This is a genomic window from Faecalibacterium faecis, from assembly GCF_040096475.1.
Taxonomy (GTDB): Bacteria; Bacillota; Clostridia; order Oscillospirales; family Ruminococcaceae; genus Faecalibacterium; species Faecalibacterium taiwanense.
In genome coordinates this window covers 79824-100675 of the sequence record NZ_JBBMEP010000001.1, presented here as the reverse complement: position 1 = coordinate 100675, position 20852 = coordinate 79824, and the positions used below count along the sequence as shown (strand labels likewise).

General features: G+C 57.9%; 15 protein-coding genes and 1 other RNA gene. 3 read left to right on the top strand and 13 right to left on the bottom strand.

Going from position 1 to position 20852, the window contains the following annotated elements:
* Nucleotides 1-99: 99 nt before the first annotated feature.
* Both WMO17_RS00450 and WMO17_RS00445 read right to left on the bottom strand, forming a co-directional pair.
* A complete protein-coding gene (locus WMO17_RS00450) occupies nucleotides 100-1782 on the bottom strand; it encodes a phospho-sugar mutase (RefSeq protein WP_005940102.1) in 1683 nt (560 codons plus the stop codon).
* Nucleotides 1783-1904: 122 nt separating this feature from the next.
* Nucleotides 1905-2261 carry a hypothetical protein gene (locus WMO17_RS00445; RefSeq protein WP_349137256.1) on the bottom strand — a complete coding sequence of 119 codons (357 nt, stop codon included), beginning with the start codon at nucleotides 2259-2261 and terminating at the stop codon, nucleotides 1905-1907.
* Between the two features lie 160 nt (nucleotides 2262-2421).
* On the opposite strand from WMO17_RS00445, the gene WMO17_RS00440 reads away from it, so the two are divergent.
* The gene (locus tag WMO17_RS00440; RefSeq protein WP_349137255.1) at nucleotides 2422-3960 is read left to right on the top strand and encodes a YifB family Mg chelatase-like AAA ATPase; all 1539 of its coding nucleotides are present in this window, start codon (nucleotides 2422-2424) and stop codon (nucleotides 3958-3960) included.
* A gap of 148 nt (nucleotides 3961-4108) precedes the next feature.
* On the opposite strand, the gene WMO17_RS00435 is transcribed toward WMO17_RS00440, so the two are convergent.
* From WMO17_RS00435 to WMO17_RS00385, 11 genes are all read right to left on the bottom strand, one after another.
* Entirely contained in the window at nucleotides 4109-5548 is a 1440-nt protein-coding gene (locus WMO17_RS00435; protein ID WP_120079498.1) for a TrkH family potassium uptake protein, read from the bottom strand.
* A gap of 12 nt (nucleotides 5549-5560) precedes the next feature.
* A complete protein-coding gene (gene trkA / locus WMO17_RS00430) occupies nucleotides 5561-6931 on the bottom strand; it encodes a Trk system potassium transporter TrkA (RefSeq protein ID WP_005940088.1) in 1371 nt (456 codons plus the stop codon).
* A gap of 168 nt (nucleotides 6932-7099) precedes the next feature.
* Nucleotides 7100-8419, bottom strand: a complete 1320-nt coding sequence (locus WMO17_RS00425; RefSeq protein WP_349137254.1) for a thymidine phosphorylase — start codon at nucleotides 8417-8419, stop codon at nucleotides 7100-7102.
* A gap of 171 nt (nucleotides 8420-8590) precedes the next feature.
* On the bottom strand, nucleotides 8591-9508 hold the full coding sequence (locus WMO17_RS00420) for an ABC transporter permease (protein ID WP_223387850.1): 918 nt from the start codon (nucleotides 9506-9508) through the stop codon (nucleotides 8591-8593).
* A 1-nt stretch (nucleotide 9509) separates the two neighbouring features.
* Nucleotides 9510-10679, bottom strand: a complete 1170-nt coding sequence (locus WMO17_RS00415; protein WP_005940077.1) for an ABC transporter permease — start codon at nucleotides 10677-10679, stop codon at nucleotides 9510-9512.
* A 3-nt stretch (nucleotides 10680-10682) separates the two neighbouring features.
* On the bottom strand, nucleotides 10683-12197 hold the full coding sequence (locus WMO17_RS00410; protein WP_044953477.1) for an ABC transporter ATP-binding protein: 1515 nt from the start codon (nucleotides 12195-12197) through the stop codon (nucleotides 10683-10685).
* Nucleotides 12198-12492: 295 nt separating this feature from the next.
* Entirely contained in the window at nucleotides 12493-13668 is a 1176-nt protein-coding gene (locus WMO17_RS00405) for a BMP family lipoprotein (protein ID WP_005940071.1), read from the bottom strand.
* Between the two features lie 273 nt (nucleotides 13669-13941).
* Nucleotides 13942-14388 (bottom strand): cytidine deaminase, encoded by a 447-nt coding sequence (locus tag WMO17_RS00400; RefSeq protein ID WP_005940064.1) that lies wholly within the window; start codon nucleotides 14386-14388, stop codon nucleotides 13942-13944.
* 90 nt (nucleotides 14389-14478) lie between these two features.
* Nucleotides 14479-15198: a purine-nucleoside phosphorylase gene (gene deoD, locus WMO17_RS00395; protein ID WP_005940061.1), complete on the bottom strand. Its 720-nt coding sequence runs from the start codon at nucleotides 15196-15198 to the stop codon at nucleotides 14479-14481.
* A 78-nt stretch (nucleotides 15199-15276) separates the two neighbouring features.
* On the bottom strand, nucleotides 15277-17160 hold the full coding sequence (locus WMO17_RS00390) for a M23 family metallopeptidase (RefSeq protein WP_243139181.1): 1884 nt from the start codon (nucleotides 17158-17160) through the stop codon (nucleotides 15277-15279).
* Nucleotides 17161-17334: 174 nt separating this feature from the next.
* On the bottom strand, nucleotides 17335-18261 hold the full coding sequence (locus WMO17_RS00385) for an RluA family pseudouridine synthase (RefSeq protein WP_349137253.1): 927 nt from the start codon (nucleotides 18259-18261) through the stop codon (nucleotides 17335-17337).
* Nucleotides 18262-18371: 110 nt separating this feature from the next.
* On the opposite strand from WMO17_RS00385, the gene rnpB reads away from it, so the two are divergent.
* Both rnpB and WMO17_RS00375 read left to right on the top strand, forming a co-directional pair.
* Nucleotides 18372-18709: RNase P RNA component class A (gene rnpB / locus WMO17_RS00380), an RNA gene on the top strand.
* A 216-nt stretch (nucleotides 18710-18925) separates the two neighbouring features.
* The gene (locus tag WMO17_RS00375) at nucleotides 18926-20851 is read left to right on the top strand and encodes an NAD(+) synthase (RefSeq protein WP_349137252.1); all 1926 of its coding nucleotides are present in this window, start codon (nucleotides 18926-18928) and stop codon (nucleotides 20849-20851) included.
* The last annotated feature ends 1 nt before the right edge of the window (nucleotide 20852 follow it).

Below are 20852 nucleotides of genomic sequence, written 5' to 3'. Positions count from 1 at the left end.
TTATTATAGCGTATAACTTCCCAAACTGCAACCAATATTCTACAGCAAAAATGCCCCTCTGCACACAGCAGAGGGGCACAAACTTGTTCTTGATGGAGTTTACTTCAGGATCGGCTCAATGGCAGCAGCCAGAGCATCCTTCTGTGCCTGTGCTTCAGCCAGATCCTTGCCCAGAGTGGTGAAGTAGGTCTTGATCTTCGGCTCAGTGCCGGAGGGACGCACCACAACAGTCGCACCGTTTTCCAGACTGTAGATCAGCACATTTGCAGCGGGCAGACCGGTCTCCTCGGGCTTCTTGTAGTCGGTCACCTTGACCACCTTGTGGCCAGCCAGCTCGGCGGGCGGGTTATCACGCAGCTTCTGCATGATGGAAGCCATCTTCTCCATGCCGGTCAGGCCGGGGAACTCGAAGCTGTCCACCTTGTTCAGGTAGCGGCCATACTGTTTATAGATCTCTTCCAGACGCTGCTTGATGGAGGAACCGATGCTGCGGTAGTAAGCGGCCATTTCGCAGATCAGCATGGAACCGATGACGGCATCCTTATCGCGCACATAGGGGCCGGCCAGATAGCCGTAGCTCTCCTCGAAGCCAAAGATGAAGCGGTCCACCTCACCGGCAGCTTCCAGATTTGCGATCTGGTCGCCGATCCACTTGAAGCCGGTCAGCACGCTGCGCATCTCCACGCCGTAGTGTGCGGCAATGGCATCGGCCAGAGGAGTGGATACGATGGACTTGACGGCCACCGGGTTTTTGGGCATGGTGCCCTTCTCGATGCGGCCTGCGCAGATGTAATCCAGCAGCAGAGCGCCCATCTCGTTGCCGGATACCAGCTCATAGCTGCCATCCGGGCACTTCATGGCAATACCCACGCGGTCGGCATCGGGGTCGGTGGCCAGCATCAGATCGGCACCAGTCTTGGTTGCCAGCTCCAGACCCAGCTTCAGAGCCTCGAAAATTTCGGGGTTCGGGTAGGAGCAGGTGGTAAAGTAGCCGTTGGGGTACTCCTGCTCGGGCACGATGGTGATATCGGTGATGCCCATATCGTTCAGCACATGAGTGACAGGCACCAGACCGGAACCATTCAGCGGGCTGTACACCAGCTTCAGGCCGGCAGTCTTGCACAGGCCCGGGCGCACCTGACGGGCCTCGATGGCATCATACAGTGCCTTCTTGCAGTCGTCGCCCACAAAGCGGATCAGGCCCTGCTCCACGCCCTCGGCAAAGGAGATGTACTTTGCACCGGTCAGCACATCCGTCTTCTGGATCTCATCGTACACGATGGCAGCAGCATCATCGGTCATCTGGCAGCCATCCGGGCCGTAGGCCTTGTAGCCGTTGTACTTGGCCGGGTTGTGAGAAGCCGTGACCATGATACCAGCATTGCACTGGTAGTAACGGGTAGCAAAGCTCAGTGCAGGCACAGGCATCAGAGCATCGTAAATGCGCACCTTGATACCGTTTGCCGCCAGAACGCCTGCGGCGGTCTTGGCAAAGATATCGCTCTTCAGGCGGCTGTCGTAGCTGATCGCCACAGTCTGGCTGCCGCCCTGAGTCTTGACCCAGTTTGCCAGACCCTGCGTGGCCTGACGCACAACATAGATATTCATACGGTTGGTGCCAGCGCCCAGAACGCCGCGCAGACCAGCGGTGCCAAACTTCAAAGCCACAGCAAAGCGGTCCTTGATCTCGTCATCATTTCCCTCGATCTTGGCCAGCTCCGGCTTCAGATCAGCGTCTTCCAGCTCTGCAGCCATCCAGCGCTTATATTCATCCAAATACATCTTGCACACCTTACCTTTTGTAAATTTTTCCGCAAAAAAGAACAGGTTTGGTTAAACCTACTTATAATATAAACTCTCCGCGTTCATGTGTCAATTGCGTAATCTGCAACAAGATTTGCAGTTCAAAACCAGCATATGGCACAAAAATCCAAGTTTTTCCCGGTAAAGTCGGGAACCGTCCCGGCCTCGCATGCATTTTCCAGCAGTTCATAACTCTGGCCTGCATCGTCCAGAACGTCCAGCCACTGCTCCAAACCGATGCTGTTTTCACACAGGTAGCGCAGCAGCTGCATTGCCCGGGCAAAACTGTCCTGCAGCAGCACCGCGCTGCGGCGCACCCGGCCATCCTGCTCCTGCCGCAGCTCCATTACAACGCCCTGCGCAGCGGCGGCGCCGCAATATACAAGGGTGTGGGCATGCTGCAGCCCTTCCAGTTCTGAATATGTACGGATATAGCGGCAGTATTCTTTGCTCATCATGGAAAACTCTCTCCTCTCTATCGCATTGACATCTTTCCTGCCCTTTACTATAATGAATTCAGAAGTATTTTTGTGTCGAAGTATGACATAATCATCCAATATTTTCCACTTTTGCCAATTCTTTTCCGTCATATCATCCGCTGGGATAAGGGAGAACAACATGTATTCTGTTACCAGAAGCTTTGGTCTGAACGGCCTGAGCGGCTTTGCCGTGGCAGTGGAGGCCGACATTTCCGGCGGTCTGCCCGCCTTTTCCATCGTGGGCCTGCCGGATTCCGCTGTGCGTGAAAGCGCCGACCGTGTGCGCGCCGCCATCAAAAATCTGGGCTTCAAGTTCCCGGACCGGCGCATTACCATCAATCTTGCCCCGGCGGATGTGCGCAAGACCGGCCCGGTGTACGACCTGCCGCTTCTGCTGGCAGTGCTCACTGCCAGCGGCCAGCTGGAGGATGTGCCTGCCGACGCGGCATTTCTGGGCGAACTGGCACTGGACGGCACCCTGCGGCCGGTTTCCGGCGTGCTGCCCATGGCGCTGGCTGCAGCAGAAAATGGCATCCACGCCCTGTATGTACCTGCCGAGAATGCCGCCGAAGCAGCCGAGGCCTGTGCCGACAGCATGGCCGTCTACCCCGCCCACACGGCACGCGAAGTTGTAGATGCCCTGCGCGGCATCTCCCCGCTTGCCCCGGCGGCTGTTGTTCCCTTTGACCCTGCAGACGCATGGGCACAGGTGCCGGATTTTTCGGACGTGATGGGCCAGTCGCTGGCGCGGCGGGCTATGGTCATTGCTGCCGCAGGCGGACACAATGTTTTGCTCATTGGCGCACCCGGCACCGGCAAATCCATGCTGGCAAAGCGTCTGCCCGGCATCCTGCCGCCGCTCACCCGTGAGGAAGCCGTGGAGACCACTAAAATTTATTCCATTGCAGGGCAGCTGCCGCAGGGCCGTGGCCTGATCTCTGCACGGCCTTTCCGCAGCCCGCACCACTCGGCCAGTGCCGCAGCTCTGGCTGGCGGCGGCGCACAGTTCCGGCCCGGCGAGTGCAGCCTTGCCAACTGCGGTGTGCTGTTTTTAGACGAATTGCCGGAGTTCTCCCGCGAGAGTCTGGAAGTGCTGCGCCAGCCGCTGGAGGACGGCCAGATCACCGTGAGCCGCGCGGCAGGCAGCGCCACCTATCCCAGCCATTTCCAGCTGGTGGCAGCCATGAACCCCTGCAAATGCGGCTACTATGGTCATCCCACCCGGCAGTGCACCTGCTCACCCAGTGCCGTGCGGCAGTACCGCAGCCGGGTGTCCGGTCCGCTGCTGGATCGTATCGACCTGTGCGTGGAGATGGATCCCATCGCCTTTGACGAGCTGCACGCCGTCGTCCCTTCCGAGAGCAGCGCCGATCTGCGCAAACAGGTGCTTGCCGCCCGGGCCATTCAGGCAAAGCGCTATGCCGCCCCGGGTTTTGAGGGTGTGCTCTGCAACGCCCAGCTCACCGCTGGGCAGGTGCGGCGCGTCTGCCGCATGACCCCCGCCGCCGAGCGGCTGCTGCGCGCCTCCTACGACGCTTTGGGCCTTTCCGCCCGCGCCCATGACCGCATCCTGCGGGTGGCCCGCACGGTGGCCGATCTGGCAGGCAAACAGCTGCTGGATGAGGATTGTGTGCTGGAAGCCCTGCAGTACCGGGCACAGGAAAAAGTGGAAGTATAAAAACTTCTCCGTCTTTGCTTCACAGATCCGCCTTCCCCGAAAAGAGAAGGGTTTGTGCAGCTTACCGTTACGCGCAAAAAAGCCATCTGTATCTCTCCAAATGCTCAATACGAGCGGAAGATCACAGATGGCTTTTTATAATTGCTTTTTAGAATCTGCGCCATGTATCCGGCAGGAACAGCACCAGCATCGGGAAGATCTCCAGACGGCCGGCCAGCATGTCGAAGATCATCACCAGCTTTGCAGGGTTCGTAAAACTGCCAAAGTTCATCATGGGGCCCACCTGCGCAAGGCCCGGGCCGATGTTGTTCAAAGTAGCTGCAATGGCTGTGAAGTTCGTCACCATATCAAAGCCATCCAGACTGATGAGCAGGAAGGATACCACGAAGATGAAGAAATATGCGCCCATAAACACATTGGTGGTGCGGATGGTCTCGTGGTTGAGCAGCTTGCCGTCCATGCGGACGGGGGCCACCACCTGTGGGTGCAGCGCCTGCTTGAGCTCCTTGCCAAGGGTCTTGCCCAGAATGAGGAGGCGGCTCACCTTGATGCCGCCGCCGGTGCTGCCTGCGCAGGCACCAATGAACATGAGCACCACCAGAATTTCTTTGGAGAGGGTGGGCCACAGGTCAAAGTCACAGCTGGAAAAACCGGTAGTGGTGATGATGGAACCCACCTGAAAGGCTGCTTGACGCACCGCTTCGCCAAAGCTGTTATAAAGGCTGTAGATATTGGCCGTGATAATGCCAATTGCCACCAGAATAATGGCGAAGTAGCCGCGCACTTCCTCGCTGATGGCGCGGTTGAATTTGCGCAGCAGCAGCAGGAAGTAGGCATTGAAGTTGACACCAAACAGGATCATGAAGATGGTCACGACCCACTGGATGTAGGGAGAAAAGCTGGTAAAGCTGTCGTTCTTGAAGCCGAAGCCGCCGGTGCCCGCCGTGCCGAAGGCCGTGAGCATGGACTCAAACAGCGGCATGCCGCCCAGCAGCAGGAATACCACCTCCAGCACGGTGAGTGCAAAATAGATGCCGTACAGGATCTTTGCGGTAGACTGCACCTTGGGCACCAGCTTATCCACCTGAGGGCCGGGGCTTTCTGCCTTCATCAGGTTGACGTGGGAGCCGCCGGTCAGGGGCAGCAGCGAGAGCAGGAACACCAGAACGCCCATGCCGCCGATCCAGTGGGTGAAGCTGCGCCAGAACAGGATGCCCTTGGGCAGATCCTCCACCCCGGGCAGGATGCTGGCACCGGTGGTGGTAAAGCCGGACACCGTCTCAAACAGGGCATCCACCGGGTTCGGGATGCAGCCCGCCACCACAAACGGAACGGCGCCCACGATGGAAATGACGATCCAGCTCAGCGAGGTAGCAGCAAAGCCCTCCCGCATATAGAACATCTTGCTTTTAGGCTTGATGCCGCGCAGGGCGTAACCGATGGCGGCGCTGACTGCCGCCGTGATCAGAAACACGCCCAGCACGAACCATTCGCCGTAGATCCAGCTGGCCGCTGCGGGCAGCAGCAGCAGCGCACCCTCGATCAGCATGACATAGCCCAGCAGACGGAAAACGATCGCATAATTCATAGTCTGCCTCCGTCAACCCTCTGCGCCCTTGTCCAGAATATCGCGCAGGTCATGCAGACCATGCTCCAGCGTGACCACGATCACGTTGTCGCCCACCTGGATCTGGTCGCCGCCGCGCGGGATCAGGATCTGATGGCCGCGGGTGATGCAGCACAGCAGCAGATTCTTTTTCAGGTGCAGCTGGCTCAGGGGGACACCGGTGGCAGCGCTCTTCTCGTGGACGGTAAATTCCAGCGCTTCCACGCGGTCGTCCAGAATGCGGTACAGCGTCTTGATGTTGCTGCCCGCTTCGTTCTGCAGTGCACGCACATACTGCACGATGTAATCGCAGGTCATGTACTTGGGGTAGACCACGCTGCCCAGATCCAGACCGGCCAGAATATCATCAAATTCCAGACGGTTGACTTTGGTGACCAGCTTGCCCTTGGAGTGCTTTTTGGCAAACAGGGTCAGCAGCACATTCTCCTCGTCGATGTTGGTCAGGGCCACAAAAGCCTCGGTGGACTCCATACCCTCCGAGAGTAGGAATTCGCGGTTGGAGCCGTCCTCGTTCAGGATCTGTGCGCCGGGCAGCTGCTCGGCCAGCTCCATGCAGCGGGCAGGGTCGCGCTCCACGATGCGCACACGCACGTGGTTTTCCAGCAGCTCCTGGCTCAGATAGAAGGCGATGGCACCGCCGCCCACGATGAAGGCATTGCGCACCGGGCGCACCGGCAGGTGGATGCGCTGGAAGAACTCGTGGGCCTTATCCTGTGTTGCAAGGAAGGTGACCTGATCGCCGTTCTGCAGTACAAAGTTACCGTTCGGGATGATCACGCCGCCGCTGCGCTCCACTGCACACACCAGAATGTCGCTCTTCAGGCGGGTGGGGATCTCGCGGATGGCCACGCCATCCAGCCCCTGCTCTGCAGTGAGTGCAAACTTGATCAGCCGCACACGGCCGTCTGCAAAGGTGTCGATCTTGCTTGCACCCGGGAAGCGCAGCAGATGGGAGATCTCCTTTGCTGCAGCCATTTCCGGATTGATGATGGCCGAAATGCCGATCTGCTTTTTGATAAAGTCCAGCTCATGACTGTAGGACGGGTTGCGCACGCGGGCAATTGCATGGCAGTGGCCCGCCTTTTTGGCAAACATGCAGCACAGCAGGTTCAGCTCATCCGAACCGGTCACGGCAATGAACACATCCGCGTCTTCAATGCCGGCCTCTGCCAGCGTGGTGATCGAGGAACCGTTGCCCACGATGCCCAGCACATCGTAGCTTTCAGTCAGGTGCTCTACACGCGCTTTGTTGGTATCCACAATGGTCACATTATGGTCTTCCTCACTGAGCTGCCGCGCCAGCGCAGTACCAACCTTGCCGCCGCCCACCAGAATGATCTTCATAACAAGTCCTTTCTCTTTCCGCGTCCCTTCTGCCGGGACAGCACAAATCCATCATAGTATACCATATCTCCTGCCAAAGTTCCACTGTTTTCCACATTATGCAACAAAAATCTGCCAAATGACGCAAAAAAGCCCCGGGAGAAACCGTCCCGGAAGCTTTTATTTCATTTAATAGCGCTCCACGCCGTCCTTCGTTACAAGGGCATACACCAGCGGGGCTTCCTCCGGCTTCTCAGGGCCGTATCCAAGGCCGCTGCGGTACTCGGCGGCGGCAGCTTCAAACTTATCGGCTGCGCCGTAGAAGGTAGCCAGACTCTCGCCCTTCTTTACGTAGTCGCCGCGCTTTTTATGCAGGGTGATGCCGGCGGCAAAATCCAGCGGGTCGCCCTTTTTCTGTCGGCCCGCACCCAGCAGCACGCTGGCAGAGCCGATCTTCTCGGCATCGTTCGCCACAATGTAACCGTCTTGCTCTGCCAGCAGCTCAAAGCTTGCCGCGGGCTGCTCAAACAGGCTGTAATCGTCCAGCACGCGGGTATCGCCGCCCTGCGCCGCAAACATCTCCTTGCACTTAGCAAAGGCAGAGCCATCGGCGATCGCCGTCTCGGCCATGGCGCGGCACTCGGCAGGAGTGCCCTTATCGGCCAGCACCAGCATGTTCGCCGCCAGCTGCAGGCAGACCTCGGTCAGGTCGGCGGGGCCATGGCCCTTGAGCACATCCATGCTTTCCATGACTTCCAGACTGTTGCCAATGTTATGGCCCAGCGGGGTATCCATATCGGTGATCATGGCAGCCACCCGGCGGCCGTGATGGGTGCCAATGGATACCATCAGCTTGGCCAGCTCAATGCTCTGGTCTACCGTTTTCATAAAAGCTCCGGTGCCGGTGGTCACATCCAGCAGGATGGCATCCGAGCCGGAAGCCAGTTTCTTGGACATGATGCTGGATGCGATGAGTGGGATGCAGCTGACGGTTGCGGTCACATCCCGCAGGGCATACATTTTTTTATCTGCAATGGCAATGCCCTCGCTCTGGCCAATGACCGACAGGCCGATCCTGTTCACCTGCGCAAAGAACTCCTCCTGTGAGAGGGCGGTTCTGGTGCCGGGCACGCTCTCCATCTTATCGATGGTGCCGCCGGTATGGCCAAGGCCCCGGCCGCTCATCTTGGCGATCTTCACGCCGCAGGCCGCCACGATGGGGGCAATGACCAGCGTGGTCTTGTCGCCCACGCCGCCGGTGGAGTGCTTGTCCACCTTGATGCCCGGAATGGGCGAAAGATCCACCATCACGCCGCTGTGAGCCATCACATCGGTCAGCTCTGCGGTCTCCTCATCGGTCATGCCGCGCAGATAGACAGCCATCATCCATGCAGCCATCTGGTAATCAGTCACTTCTCCGCTGACATAGCCATTGACGATCTGCTCCAGCTCCTCACGGCTGTGCGTACCGCCATCACGCTTTTTTGCGATCAGATCATAAACGCGCATCGTATCACGCTCCTCGTTTTTTCAATAGTACGACATTGTAAGATATAGTATAGCAAAATTCCAAACAAAAGCAAGTATCATTCTGTAAACTTTGCCCAATTTTAAGCCAAAAAGGGCGCAGCCGCCCGAAAAAGCAGCTGCGCCCTTGTTTTGGGAACACAAATCGTCGTTTTAGCGGGATCCCTTGTCGTAGGGGATGCCCTCTGCCTTGGGTGCCATGCTGTTCTTGGAGGTAAACGCCAGAATGATCATGGACGCCACGAACGGCATCATGTTGTAGATGTTGCTGGACCAGTGCAGCTGTGCCAGGAAGGTGGAGTCTGCAATGTTTGCCAGACTCTTGAACACAGCAAAGAACATGGCTGCGCCAAAGATGTTGAAGGGCTTCCACTGGCCAAAGATCATAACAGCCATGGCAAGGAAGCCTGCGCCGGCCACGCCCACCTCAAAGTTCCAGGTCTGCACCGGGGGCACAATGTAGGCCATACCGCCGATCGCACCCAGTGCACCGGAAATGACAACACCGGCATAGCGCATCTTGTAGACATTGATGCCCACAGAGTCCGCTGCCTGCGGATGCTCGCCGCAGGCACGCAGGCGCAGGCCAAAGCGGGTCTTGTACAGCACCACATAGCTGATGATCAGCAGAATGATGCCCAGCGGCACAAAAATGCTCAGTTCCAGCCCGCCGATGCTGAACAGGAAGGGCTTGTTGGCGTAGTTCAGCTTTGCACTGCCGCTCTCGCTGAAATACTTGGCAATGACCACCGCGATGGCCGTGGCCAGCAGGTTCAGGGCCGTGCCGCCGATGGTCTGATCTGCCTTCAGGTTGATGGAGGCAAAGGCCAGCAGCAGGCTATACACCATACCGGCCAGTGCCGCCACCAGAACAGAGATCAGCACCACGAGGAAGACCGGCATTTCGGCAGGCAGCATGGTCAGGGTGAGAACACCCGCCACACCGCCAATGACCATGATGCCTTCCAGTGCGATGTTGATGATGCCGGAGTGCTCACTGAACATACCGCCCAGTGCCACCAGCATCAGAACGATGCCATACAGCAGTGTATATTTGATCAGAAGCAGCATATCACTTGCCCTCCTTTTCGGTTGCAGATTTTGCAGGAGCAGCAGGCTCTGCGTTCACATTGGTTTTATCGGCATTCTTGAACAGCAGTGCGTGGATCTTGCCGCGGAACAGCATGGAGAATGCACACAGGTAGATGATGATACCGCTGATCAGGTCCGAGATCTCAGTGGGGTAATACTTGGTGGAAAGGAAGGAGCCGCCCACCGAGATATGGGAAATGAAGATTGCCGAGAAAATGGTGCCAATGGGGTTGGAGCTCGCCAGCAGTGCAACGGAAATGCCGTTGAAGCCCATTGTCGGCAGGCTGGTGGAGTTCAGCGGGTTCCACTGGGACACATTGGACAGATAGTACAGGCCCGCACCAAAACCGGCCAGCGCACCGGCAATGGCCATGGAGAGGATGATGTTCTTCTTCTCGTTGATGCCGGCGTAGCGGGCAGCGCTCTTGTTCAGGCCCACAGCCTTGAGCTCATAGCCGAAGGTGGTCTTGTTCAGCACCACCCAGATCAGAACTGCCACTGCTGCCGCCAAGAAGATGGCGATGGTGGTGCTGTTGGTCTGGAACAGCTTGTTCAGGCCGAAATCCGGGATGATGGACTGAGCGTAATCGGCGTTCTTGCTGATGTTGATGGTACGGGTGTTGCGCACATCGTACATGGGGCCGGTGCCGTTCTGGTAAATGAGCTCATTGACCAGATACAGGCCGATCCAGTTGAACATGATGGAGGTAATGACCTCGTTGATGTTGAAGTAGGCCTTGAAGAAGCCGGGGATCGCACCCCAGATGCCGCCCAGAATGGTGGCTGCGATCAGACAGACGAACCACGGCAGCTTGAGCATGATGGCGCAGTACAGAGCGCCGTAAGCGCCCAGCGTGTACTGACCCGCCGCACCGATGTTGAACAGGCCGGTCTTGAAGGCAAACGCCACGGACAGACCGGTCATAATAAGGGGAGCCGCATTTGCCAGCTCCTTGCCGACGCCATAGGGTGCGTCATGGAAGCCGCCCTTCAGGATGCGCACAAAGCCGTCGCCCCATGCGTGGGCCGGGTTGATGGCCAGCAGCACCAGAAAACCGACCACAAGGCCGATCAGGATGCACAGCAGAGCAGCCAGCACACTGGTGATGGAGCTGTTCAGACTGCTGTGGGAAAGTTTTTTCTTGTTCATGTGTTATTTGCTCTCCTTTCCCTGCTTGCGTGCGCCTGCCATATACAGGCCCAGCTCCTGCACGGTGGTGGTCTTGGGGTCAAATTCGCCCACGACCTCGCCCTCGTACATCACAAGGATGCGGTCGGACAGGTTCATCACCTCGTCCAGCTCCAGACTGACCAGCAGCACGGCCGTACCCTTATCGCGCTCGGCCACGATCTGACGGTGGATGTATTCAATTGCACCAACGTCCAGACCGCGGGTTGGCTGGACTGCCACCAAGAGCTTCGGGTCCTTATCGATCTCACGGGCAATGATGGCCTTCTGCTGGTTGCCGCCGGACATGCTGCGCACGGTGGTCAGGCTGCCCTGACCGCTGCGCACATCGTACTGGGCAATGAGCTTATCGGAGTATTCGCGCACCTTATCGCTGCGGATAAAGCCGCCCTTCTGGAACTCGGGCTGCCAGTAGCGCTGCAGCACCATGTTGTTTTCCAGGCTATAGTCCAGCACAAGGCCGTGCTTGTGGCGGTCCTCCGGGATATGGCTCATGCCGTCCTTGGAGCGCTGACGGATGGACTCGTTGGTGATGTCCTTGCCGTCCAGTGTGATCTTGCCGCTGCTGATCTTTTCCAGACCGGTCAGGCCGTAGACGAACTCGGTCTGACCGTTGCCCTCGATACCGGCAAGACAGACGATCTCACCGGCGTGCACCTGAAAAGAGACATTCCGGACTGCATCCTTCTTGTGCTGGGCGCTGTGCATGGTAACGTTTTCCACATCCAGCACCACTTCGCCGGGGTTGGCAGGCTTTTTGTCCACCTGCAGCTGCACATCACGGCCAACCATCATGCGGGAAAGCTCTTCCTTGGTGGTGTCCTTGATGTCCACGGTGCCCATATACTTGCCCTTGCGCAGAACAGTGCAGCGGTCTGCCACCGCCATGATCTCGTTGAGCTTGTGGGTAATGAACAGGATGGACTTGCCTTCCTTCTTGAACCCGCGCATGATCTCCATCAGTTCGTCGATCTCCTGCGGGGTCAGCACTGCGGTAGGCTCGTCGAAGATCAGGATCTCGTTGTCGCGGTACAGCATCTTCAGGATCTCAACGCGCTGCTGCATACCAACAGAGATATCGCTGATCAGTGCATCCGGGTCCACGCGCAGGCCGTACTTTTCGCTCAGGGCCATCACCTTTTTGCGTGCCTCGGCCTTCTGCAAAAAGCCCATCTTGTTGGGTTCCACCCCCAGAATGATGTTGTCCAGCACGCTGAAGCATTCCACCAGCTTGAAGTGCTGGTGCACCATGCCGATGCCCAGTGCGTTTGCATCATTGGGGTTGCGGATGACAACCTCCTTGCCGTTTTTGCGGATCTGACCAGCTTCCGGCTGGTACAGGCCAAACAGCACGCTCATCAGTGTACTTTTGCCGGCACCGTTCTCGCCCAGCAGGGCATGTACCTCGCCTTTGCGCAGCTGCAGGGTGATATCGTCGTTTGCCTTGATTCCAGGGAACTCCTTGGTAATGTGGAGCATTTCGATCACAAAATCCTCTGCCAATCTGCTCACTCTCCTTTCGTGTCGTTTCGACACCGATACTTCTTTAAGTTCCATTATACCTGATTTGCGGCAATTTGCACATGTCTTTTTTGCTTTTTGGCAGAAAGCACAGATAATAGTATTACTTTTGTACTCTTTTCACGAAGAGTACGCTGCATTTTTCCCGCATTACGCCAATAGAAGACAGAAAAAAGCGGGACACCCCGTTACAGGATGCCCCGCTTTGAAAAGAACTATCGATCGTCCGCAGGCAGGCCTGCCGGACAACAGCTTACTGGATGTAGTTGACGGTGGTGAACTCGCTGACGGTGGGCTTGGTAGCGTCGTCGGAGCTGTTATCAACAGTGATCTCGCCGCTCTTGATCTTGCCCTTGACTTCCTCGTACTCGTCGGTGGTGAAGGACTCGAAGTTCCAGCTGTCTGCATCGGTGGGCAGGCCGATATAATCGCCGTCCTCCAGACCGAAGTTGCCATTGGAACCTGCGATGTCGTCCCAGCTGCCGGCATCGATATCAGCCAGAGCAGTGTTGACAGCCTCGGACAGGCCCTTCATAGCAGAGGTGATGAACGGGTTATAAGCGTAGGTGCCATCTGCAACGCCGTTTGCACCGATGTAGTTCTGGTCAACGTCAACGCCGATGACGTAGCCATTGTTCTTCAGAGCAGCCTCAACAGCGGAGGTGTAGATGCCGCCGCCGCAGGCAAAGACGACCTGAGTGCCGTTGGAGTACCAGCCCTCCATACGGGAGGTGATGTTTGCATCGCCGTAGAACTGGCCGCCGTAGAAGTAGTTGATCTCGATGTTCTGGCCCAGCTCAGCAGCAGCGGCATCAGCGCCCTGCACGAAGCCGTAGCCGTAACGGATAACAGCGGGAACAGCCATGCCGCCCAGGAAGCCCAGCTTGGTCTTGCCGTCCTTTGCGATGGCGTAGCCTGCCAGATAGCCTGCCTGCTCCTCCTTGAAGGTGATGCAGTAGCAGTTAGCAGGGATAGCGTCGGTGCCGATATCGCCCTGCGTCACATCGATGGCGATGAACTTGACATCGGGATACTGGTCAGCAGCCCATGCCAGAGAAGCGCCGTACAGGTAGCCGACGCAGACGATCACATCAGCGCCGTCGTTGACAGCCTGACGGATCATGGTCTCGCGGTCCTCATCGGAAGCGTCAGCCTCGGGAATGTAGTACTGGCAGTCATCGCCCATGTAGCCGGAAACAGCAGTCCAGCATGCCTGGTTGAAGCTCTCATCATCGATCGTGCCGGTATCGCAGGTCAGAGCGACCTTGACGATCTTCTCACCGCCCTCAGCAGCAGAGGAAGCAGTAGAAGCAGCAGCGGAAGAAGCGGTGCTGGTAGAAGAAGCGGAAGAACCACCGCAAGCGGTCAGAGCAGCGGCAGCGGCAGCGGCACCAGCCACAGCCAGGAAATTACGACGAGAAATCATCATAATCAAACTCTCCTTTTATTTTTAATAAAATTGCGTCAAACAAATAAAATGCGCAGAACTGCACATTTACTGGCTCAAGTATAACGGCAAGCCGTGTCAGATGCAAGCGAATTCCGATTACAAAATCTTTACAATAATTTTGTAAGTTTTTATCAAAAGTAGTATTTATGCACAAATTTGCCGTAGTTCCGTGCGTTCTCTGTGCTTTGGCACACAATGCACGTATTGCCGTCACTTTATTGTCCTGCAGTGCACCTCTGCGCTTTTATCCCGTCACTTCACGGCACGGTTGCCCGCCACATTGGAGGGGCCAAAACCGAAGGGCAGCAGTTCGTCCATGCTGCGCTCGATAAAGTCTTCCGGTGTCTTTGCCATGATAACGTTCAGTTCCGGCCCGCCGAATTCAAACAGAGCCTGGCGGCACACCCCGCAGGGAGAAGTGATCTGCTCGTTCACCTCGCCGCGGCGGCTGCCCACCACAGCAATGTCGGTGAACTCGGTCACACCCTCGGCCACCGCCTTGAACAGAGCCGTGCGCTCTGCACAGCTGGTGGGGGTAAAGGCAGCGTTCTCCACGTTGCAGCCGGTAAAAATGCGGCCATCCTTGGCGCGCAGGGCAGCGCCCACCATAAAATCGCTGTAGGGCACATAGGCTTTTTCCCGTGCAGCCAGTGCCATGCGGATGAGCTCCTTCTTTTCTTCCAGGGTCAGGTTTGTCATATCCGTCACTCCTTTTTTGGTTTTCAGGGGTCGAAAACAGCGCGGCAAGCCCTTTTGCAGGCAAACCGCGCTGAAATGCGTTTTTAACGCTTAGTATTCTGCACCCAGTGCTACCTTCATCATATCGGTAAAGCTCTTCTGGCGCTGTTCTGCCGTGGTGATTTCCGGCGAAACAAAGCTGTCGGAAATGGTCAGCAGGCAGGCAGCGTTCTTGCCCAGCACCTGTGCATTGGCAAACAGGGCAAAGCTCTCCATCTCCACGCACAGGCAGCCGCGCTCGTCGCGCAGCTTTTCCCAGTAGGTGGGCTTTGCATCGGAGGGCTGACGGTAGAACACATCCGAAGAGTGGATGTTTCCCTCGATGAGGGGGATGCCCTGCTTTGCGGCAGAAGCGCGCAGCTTGTCGTTCAGGCTCTGGCTGGGCAGCGTGATGTCCCCTTCAAAGCCGCTCTGCACGCGGGCATAGTTGCTTTCACTCACAGCACCGGCGGCCAGCACCACGTCAAACAGCTTGGCCTTGTCGGTATAGCTGCCGGCAGAGCCGATGCGGATGATGTTCTCTACATCGTAGAACTTGAACAGCTCATAGGAATAAATGCCAATGGACGGCATGCCCATGCCGCTGCCCATCACGCTGATGGGACGGCCCTCGTAAGTGCCGGTAAAGCCCAGCATGCCGCGCACGCCGGTCACCTGACGGACATCCTTGAGGAAGGTGTCCGCAATGAATTTTGCACGCAGAGGATCGCCCGGCATCAGGACGGTCTTTGCAAAGTCGCCTTTTTCAGCACTGATGTGAGGGGTAGACATAAGATCATCTCTCCTTTTCTGTTACATAATACAGCAGATGGGCCTTCTCCGGAGAAAAAGCCCTCTGCAAACTTACCTTTACCTATACTTTCTGCGGTTGAACACATTCTGCGGCGCGATGTAGCTGCCGTTGCGGCGGATCTCAAAGTGGCAGTGGTTGCCGCTGGAGCGTCCGGTGCTGCCCACATAGCCGATCAGCTGGCCCTGCTTGACCGTCTGACCAGAGTGCACCGCCAGCGACAGACAGTGCGCATACACCGTGGTGTAGCCGCTGCCGTGGCTGATGATGATGGAGTAGCCATAACCCGTACCGGCACCGGCCTTGTTGTAGCCGGCCTTGGTCACGGTGCCGCCCGCCGATGCGTAGATGGGCGTACCGGCAGCCGCACAGATATCCACACCCTTGTGGCTGCCGCCGTACCAGCGCGAGCAGTTCCGGTAGCCGGGCACCGGCCAGATGAACTGACCGCTGCCGGTGATGTAGCTGGTGCTGCTGGTCACCTTTTTGGTGCCCTTCACGATCTTTTCCGTGACAGGCTCCTGCACCACTTCCGTGCTCAGGATCTTCTGAGAAAGCTGGATGCCATCGGTGTTATAAACACGCTGCGCCGTGATCTGACGCAGGCCGTTCACACCGTTCTGCACCGTTTTCTTGGTACCCACCGTGTACTCGTTGGAGGTGGTGGTCTCGGTGGTATAGGGAATCTCCTCCTGCCAGGTTTCCACCTTGGTGATGCGCACTTCCAGCGTAGCTTCCTGCTTGGTCACGATCAGCTCATCACCGGCCTGAATGTTAGATTTCTCGTTCAGGGGCGCGCCCTTGAAATTGGTATTCAGTTCGCACAGCTCACGGAAGGTGAGGTCGTTTTTCTGGGCGATGCTCCATAGCGTGTCGCCTGCGCCCACTGTGTAGATCTTTTCCTGCTGCTGCACACCGGAAAGTTCCTTTTCCACATCCGCTTCGTCCTGAAAGCTGTCGTTGAAGTAGATGCCGTTTTCCAGCGTGACTTCCTTGTTGAAGCCCACGGTCACGTTGGAGTTCTCAGGGTCCTCATAGGGTTCCAGCAGGCTGCTCAGGTAGCTCTGCAGGCTGACACCATCGCTGCACACTGCGGTCAGCTCGCCATCCAGATACAGGGCCGTGCCCTCGCTGATCTCGTCGCTGGCGCTCTTCAGGATCGCGTCCGCCATCTCGTTTTCATCCATGGTCTTGTGGGCCACGGTAACGGTGTAGGTAGGCTCCACGGTCCACTTTGCATGGTCGGTGTCTGCGTAGTTGATACGCTCCTGCACCGCCTCACGGGCCGAGTTGAACACATCCTCATTGGCTACATAGCCGACGGTCTGGCCGTTCACCTGCACCTCCAGCGCATAAGGCTGGCGGACGGTATGGTTGAACACGGTCACCATAACGGCCAGTGCGCACACCGGCAGCACATACATGGCCATGCGCGGCAGTGTTTTCAGGTTGCGGCGCACGCCGCTGGCCAGATAATGTACGCTGGCTTTGCAGGCTGCGGCAAAGCCTTTTTCTTTCCGCACCCGTTGGGCGTGCACCAGCAGCGAACCGCAGCCCCGGAAGAACAGCCAGATCGGGCCGAACAGGTCCCGGAACATCTGCGCTGCCCCCGGGAACGCCATTGCCGCAGCATTTGCCAGCAGTGTCGTAAATGCCTGCCACAGCCACAGCCAGCCGCTGCGCAGGCCGCGCCCAACGCGGACGAATCCATACTCTGTAGAATAGCCCAGTGCATACAGCGTCTCCCCGATGACTGGCACGGCAGAATTCTGGGCAAGCTTTCTGCCAAAATCATTCACATGATTCTGGGTTTTACGGCGCAGCCGGTGCCGGTGCAAAAGCCCCATGCATTGCAGCTGTGCCCAAAGGGAGCGCAGCCTCTGGCCGCGTTTCGGTTTTACCGGTGAAGCGGGCTGCTGCTCCTTTGTCTTGTCTTCGATCAAAAGGTTTTTCTCCTTCCTTGCCGCCAATGCACACACGGTGCCGGGATAAGACGGCGGCGGTCTTGGGCGCACATGCCCTTTCCAGCAGGCTCATGCACACAACATTCTTATTTTATTATACACCCTGCCGTCTTTGAAACAAGCATTGTCACAAAATTTGGGCGGTTCTTTCACTTACTTTTCACCAAAAAGCTGTTTCATATCCTGCGGCAGCGGGCTTTCCGCCGCAGCAGTCTTCCAGTTATTTCCATTCGCCGGGCATTCCACCCGGATTCCGCCCTCCACCGGGGTGTACACCGGCACCCAGAAGCTCTGCCTTGCACAGTGCAGCGCCTGCCGCCCAATGCGCTCCCGGCTCCCGCCGTAAAGGTCATCCCCAGCCAGCGGGTGGCCGATGGACGCAAAATGCACCCGGATCTGATGGGTGCGGCCCGTTACCGGCACACAGGCTGCAAGGCTCAGGCCGTTTTCTGCCTTTAATATGGTATACTCGGTACGGCTGGGCTTGCCGTCCGGGGTCACGCAGCGGCCAATGATGCTCTCCGCCTGGCGGCCAATGGGCGCGTCGATCACGCCCGGACCCAGCGGCAGCTCTCCCTCCACAACGGCATAGTAGAGTTTTTCCACATTCCGGGCCAGCAGCGGCGCAGCATAGGCGTGCTTTGCAGCCAGAACAAGGCCGCTGGTGTCCTTATCGATGCGGTTCACCGGGCGGAACACCGGGCTGATGCCCTGCTGCGCAGCCCATGCCGCATACCCGTTGGCAAGGGTATCGTAGGGGTAGTTCAGGGTGGGGTGCACGGCCAGATGCGGCGGCTTTTCCAGCACCACTGCAAAGGCATCCTCATAGACCACGTTTACCGGGATCTCCGGCTGCGGGGCCACGCCTTCCCCTTCCGGCGGCAGCTCAAAGCTGACCGTCTGCCCCGGGTACACCCTGCGGTTGGCAAGGACAGGCTCTCCATCCGCAAAAAAGCCGCTGCCCCGGAACTTGACTGCACGGGCAAGGTCGGTAGAAACGGCACACTGGCGCAGAAAATTGCGCAGAAGCACTCCGTTTTGGGTCTGCGGCGTATCGGGCACCGTAAAAAACAGCCGCATATGCACCCCCACCTCCTGCGCAAAAAACATAAAAATATATAAGATATTATATCAAAAAAGGCTTCTACTTGCAAATCCTGCTTTTTTATGGTATCATGAGGAGCGGAAAACGAGTGGAACATACGGCGGCGGGGCGGCTTTGACCGCTCTGAGGAAAGTCCGGGCCTCACAGAGCACGGTAACTGCTAACGGCAGCCGAGGGTGACCTTAGGGAAAGTGCAACAGAAAACAAACCGCCGCAGCAATGCGGTAAGGATGAAACGGCGAGGTAAGAGCTCACCAGCGCATGGGTGACCATGCGGCTTTGTAAACCCTACCGGAAGCAACGCCTATATGGGACGTACAGCGCTGCTCGCGTGTCCCGAAGGCGGCACGAACCTGTCAGCAATGGCAGGTCTAGACAGATCGTCGTTTAATACAGAACCCGGCTTACGGTCTATCTCGTTTTCCATTTTTCAGTCTTTGATTCCCGCACATTTTTGTGTGGGATTTTTTATTTTTTGTCTTGCCCGCTTTCTCCGTCGGGCAGTGCGAGATGGAGAGAGCGCGGCTGTTTTGTTTTTGTCATTGTTCTTTTACTTCCCGTTTGGGTCTGTTTGTGGTATACTATGTGCACTGCAGGAAATTGCAGTCAACTAAGAAAGACAGGATGTGAAATCCTCCGATGAAAGATGGTTTTTTGAAAGCAGCCGCCCTTTCTCCCGCACTGCGGGTGGCCGACTGCGCCTATAATGTCCGGCAGATCACGGATGCTTTGCGCAAAGCTGCAGCCCGCGGCGTAAAGCTGGCCGTGTTCCCCGAGTTCTGCCTGACCGGCTATACCTGCGGCGACCTGTTTCTGCAGCGCACGCTGCAGACCGGTGCACTGGATGCCCTGAGCACCCTGCTTGATGAAACAAAAGCACTGGACGTTGTCACGCTGGTGGGCCTGCCGCTGCTGGTGCACGGCAAGCTGTACAACTGCGCCGCCGTGCTATGCCATGGCCGCATTCTGGGTCTTGTGCCCAAGACCTATCTGCCCAACTACGGCGAGTTCTACGAGAAGCGCCAGTTCACCCCGGGCAGCACCGAGGTGGAGCTGGTGGAGGTGTGTGGTCAGCGGGTGCCCTTTGGCACCTCCCTGCTGTTCCGCTGCCGCCAGATGCCCAGCTTTGTGCTGGGCGTGGAGATCTGCGAGGATCTGTGGAGTGCCCTGCCGCCCTCCACCTTCCACGCGCTGGCCGGTGCGACCGTGATCGCAAATCTTTCCGCCAGCGATGAGACCGTCGGCAAGGCCGAGTACCGCCGGGCGCTGGTGTCCAACCAGTCTGCCCGCCTGCTGTGCGGCTACCTGTATGCTTCCGCCGGGCACGGTGAGAGCACGCAGGACATGGTGTTCGCCGGCCACGACCTCATTGCCGAGAACGGCACCATCCTCTCTGAGAACGCTCCCTTTGACGGCGGCTGTGCCGAGACCGAGATCGACTGCCAGCGCATGGAAGCCGAGCGTGCCCGCAACACCAGTTTTGAGCTGAGCGGCGAGGGCTACCAGACCGTGGAGTTCGATCTGGAACCGGCAGAGACCACGCTGACCCGCTGGATCGATCCCGCACCCTTTGTACCCAGCGACCCCAAGCGCCGCGCCGAGCGCTGTGAGCTTATTTTGAAGATGCAGGCCGACGGCCTTGCAAAGCGGCTGGAACACGCCCACGCAAAAACCGCCGTTATCGGCATTTCCGGCGGCTTGGACAGCTGTCTTGCGCTGCTGGTGGCCGTGCGTGCCATGAAACAGCTGGGCCGCCCCGCCCGGGATGTGCTGGCTGTGACCATGCCCTGCTTTGGCACCACGAAGCGCACCCGCAGCAACGCAGAGATCCTGTGCGATGAGCTGCAGGTCTCCTTTAAAGAGATCGATATCGCCAACACCGTGCACAGCCATTTTGCGGACATCGGTCAGGACGAGAGCGTGCTGGATGTCACCTTTGAAAACGGTCAGGCCCGCGTGCGCACGCTGGAGCTGATGGACACCGCCAACCGCACCGGAGGCCTTGTAGTGGGCACCGGCGACCTTTCGGAGCTGGCGCTGGGCTGGGCCACCTACAACGGCGACCACATGAGCATGTACGGTGTGAACGCCGGTGTGCCCAAAACGCTGGTGCGCCACCTTGTGCGCTACGAAGCCGACATTGCCGCCACCGATGCTCTGCGCACGGTGCTGCTGGATATTCTGGATACGCCCGTCTCCCCGGAGCTGCTGCCTGCCAAGGACGGCGAGATCGCGCAGAAGACCGAGGACCTTGTGGGACCCTACGAGCTGCACGATTTCTACCTGTATCAGGTGCTGCGCTTCGGCTTTGGCCCGGCCAAGATCTTCCGGCTGGCAAAGACTGCATTCGCAGGCCGGCCGGAGTACCCGGACAGTGTGCTGTACAAGTGGCTGCGCAACTTCTACTGGCGATTCTTTGCCCAGCAGTTCAAGCGCAGCTGCCTGCCCGACGGCCCCAAGGTGGGCAGCGTGACCCTTTCGCCCCGCGGCGACTGGCGGATGCCCAGCGATGCCTGTGCCGCACTGTGGCTGGCCGAGCTGGAACAATTACAGATCAAGGATTAAC

Excerpts from the sequence above, each read along its gene's own strand:
- WMO17_RS00450 (WP_005940102.1), bottom strand. The coding sequence starts at position 1,782 with ATGTATTTGGATGAATATAAGCGCTGGATGGCTGCAGAGCTGGAAGAC.
- WMO17_RS00375 (WP_349137252.1), top strand. The coding sequence starts at position 18,926 with ATGAAAGATGGTTTTTTGAAAGCAGCCGCCCTTTCTCCCGCACTGCGG.
- WMO17_RS00440 (WP_349137255.1), top strand. The coding sequence starts at position 2,422 with ATGTATTCTGTTACCAGAAGCTTTGGTCTGAACGGCCTGAGCGGCTTT.
- WMO17_RS00405 (WP_005940071.1), bottom strand. The coding sequence starts at position 13,668 with ATGATGATTTCTCGTCGTAATTTCCTGGCTGTGGCTGGTGCCGCTGCC.
- WMO17_RS00400 (WP_005940064.1), bottom strand. The coding sequence starts at position 14,388 with ATGACAAACCTGACCCTGGAAGAAAAGAAGGAGCTCATCCGCATGGCA.
- trkA (WP_005940088.1), bottom strand. The coding sequence starts at position 6,931 with ATGAAGATCATTCTGGTGGGCGGCGGCAAGGTTGGTACTGCGCTGGCG.
- WMO17_RS00420 (WP_223387850.1), bottom strand. The coding sequence starts at position 9,508 with ATGCTGCTTCTGATCAAATATACACTGCTGTATGGCATCGTTCTGATG.
- WMO17_RS00415 (WP_005940077.1), bottom strand. The coding sequence starts at position 10,679 with ATGAACAAGAAAAAACTTTCCCACAGCAGTCTGAACAGCTCCATCACC.
- WMO17_RS00435 (WP_120079498.1), bottom strand. The coding sequence starts at position 5,548 with ATGAATTATGCGATCGTTTTCCGTCTGCTGGGCTATGTCATGCTGATC.
- deoD (WP_005940061.1), bottom strand. The coding sequence starts at position 15,198 with ATGTCTACCCCTCACATCAGTGCTGAAAAAGGCGACTTTGCAAAGACC.
- WMO17_RS00425 (WP_349137254.1), bottom strand. The coding sequence starts at position 8,419 with ATGCGCGTTTATGATCTGATCGCAAAAAAGCGTGATGGCGGTACGCAC.
- WMO17_RS00385 (WP_349137253.1), bottom strand. The coding sequence starts at position 18,261 with ATGCGGCTGTTTTTTACGGTGCCCGATACGCCGCAGACCCAAAACGGA.
- WMO17_RS00410 (WP_044953477.1), bottom strand. The coding sequence starts at position 12,197 with ATGCTCCACATTACCAAGGAGTTCCCTGGAATCAAGGCAAACGACGAT.
- WMO17_RS00445 (WP_349137256.1), bottom strand. The coding sequence starts at position 2,261 with ATGATGAGCAAAGAATACTGCCGCTATATCCGTACATATTCAGAACTG.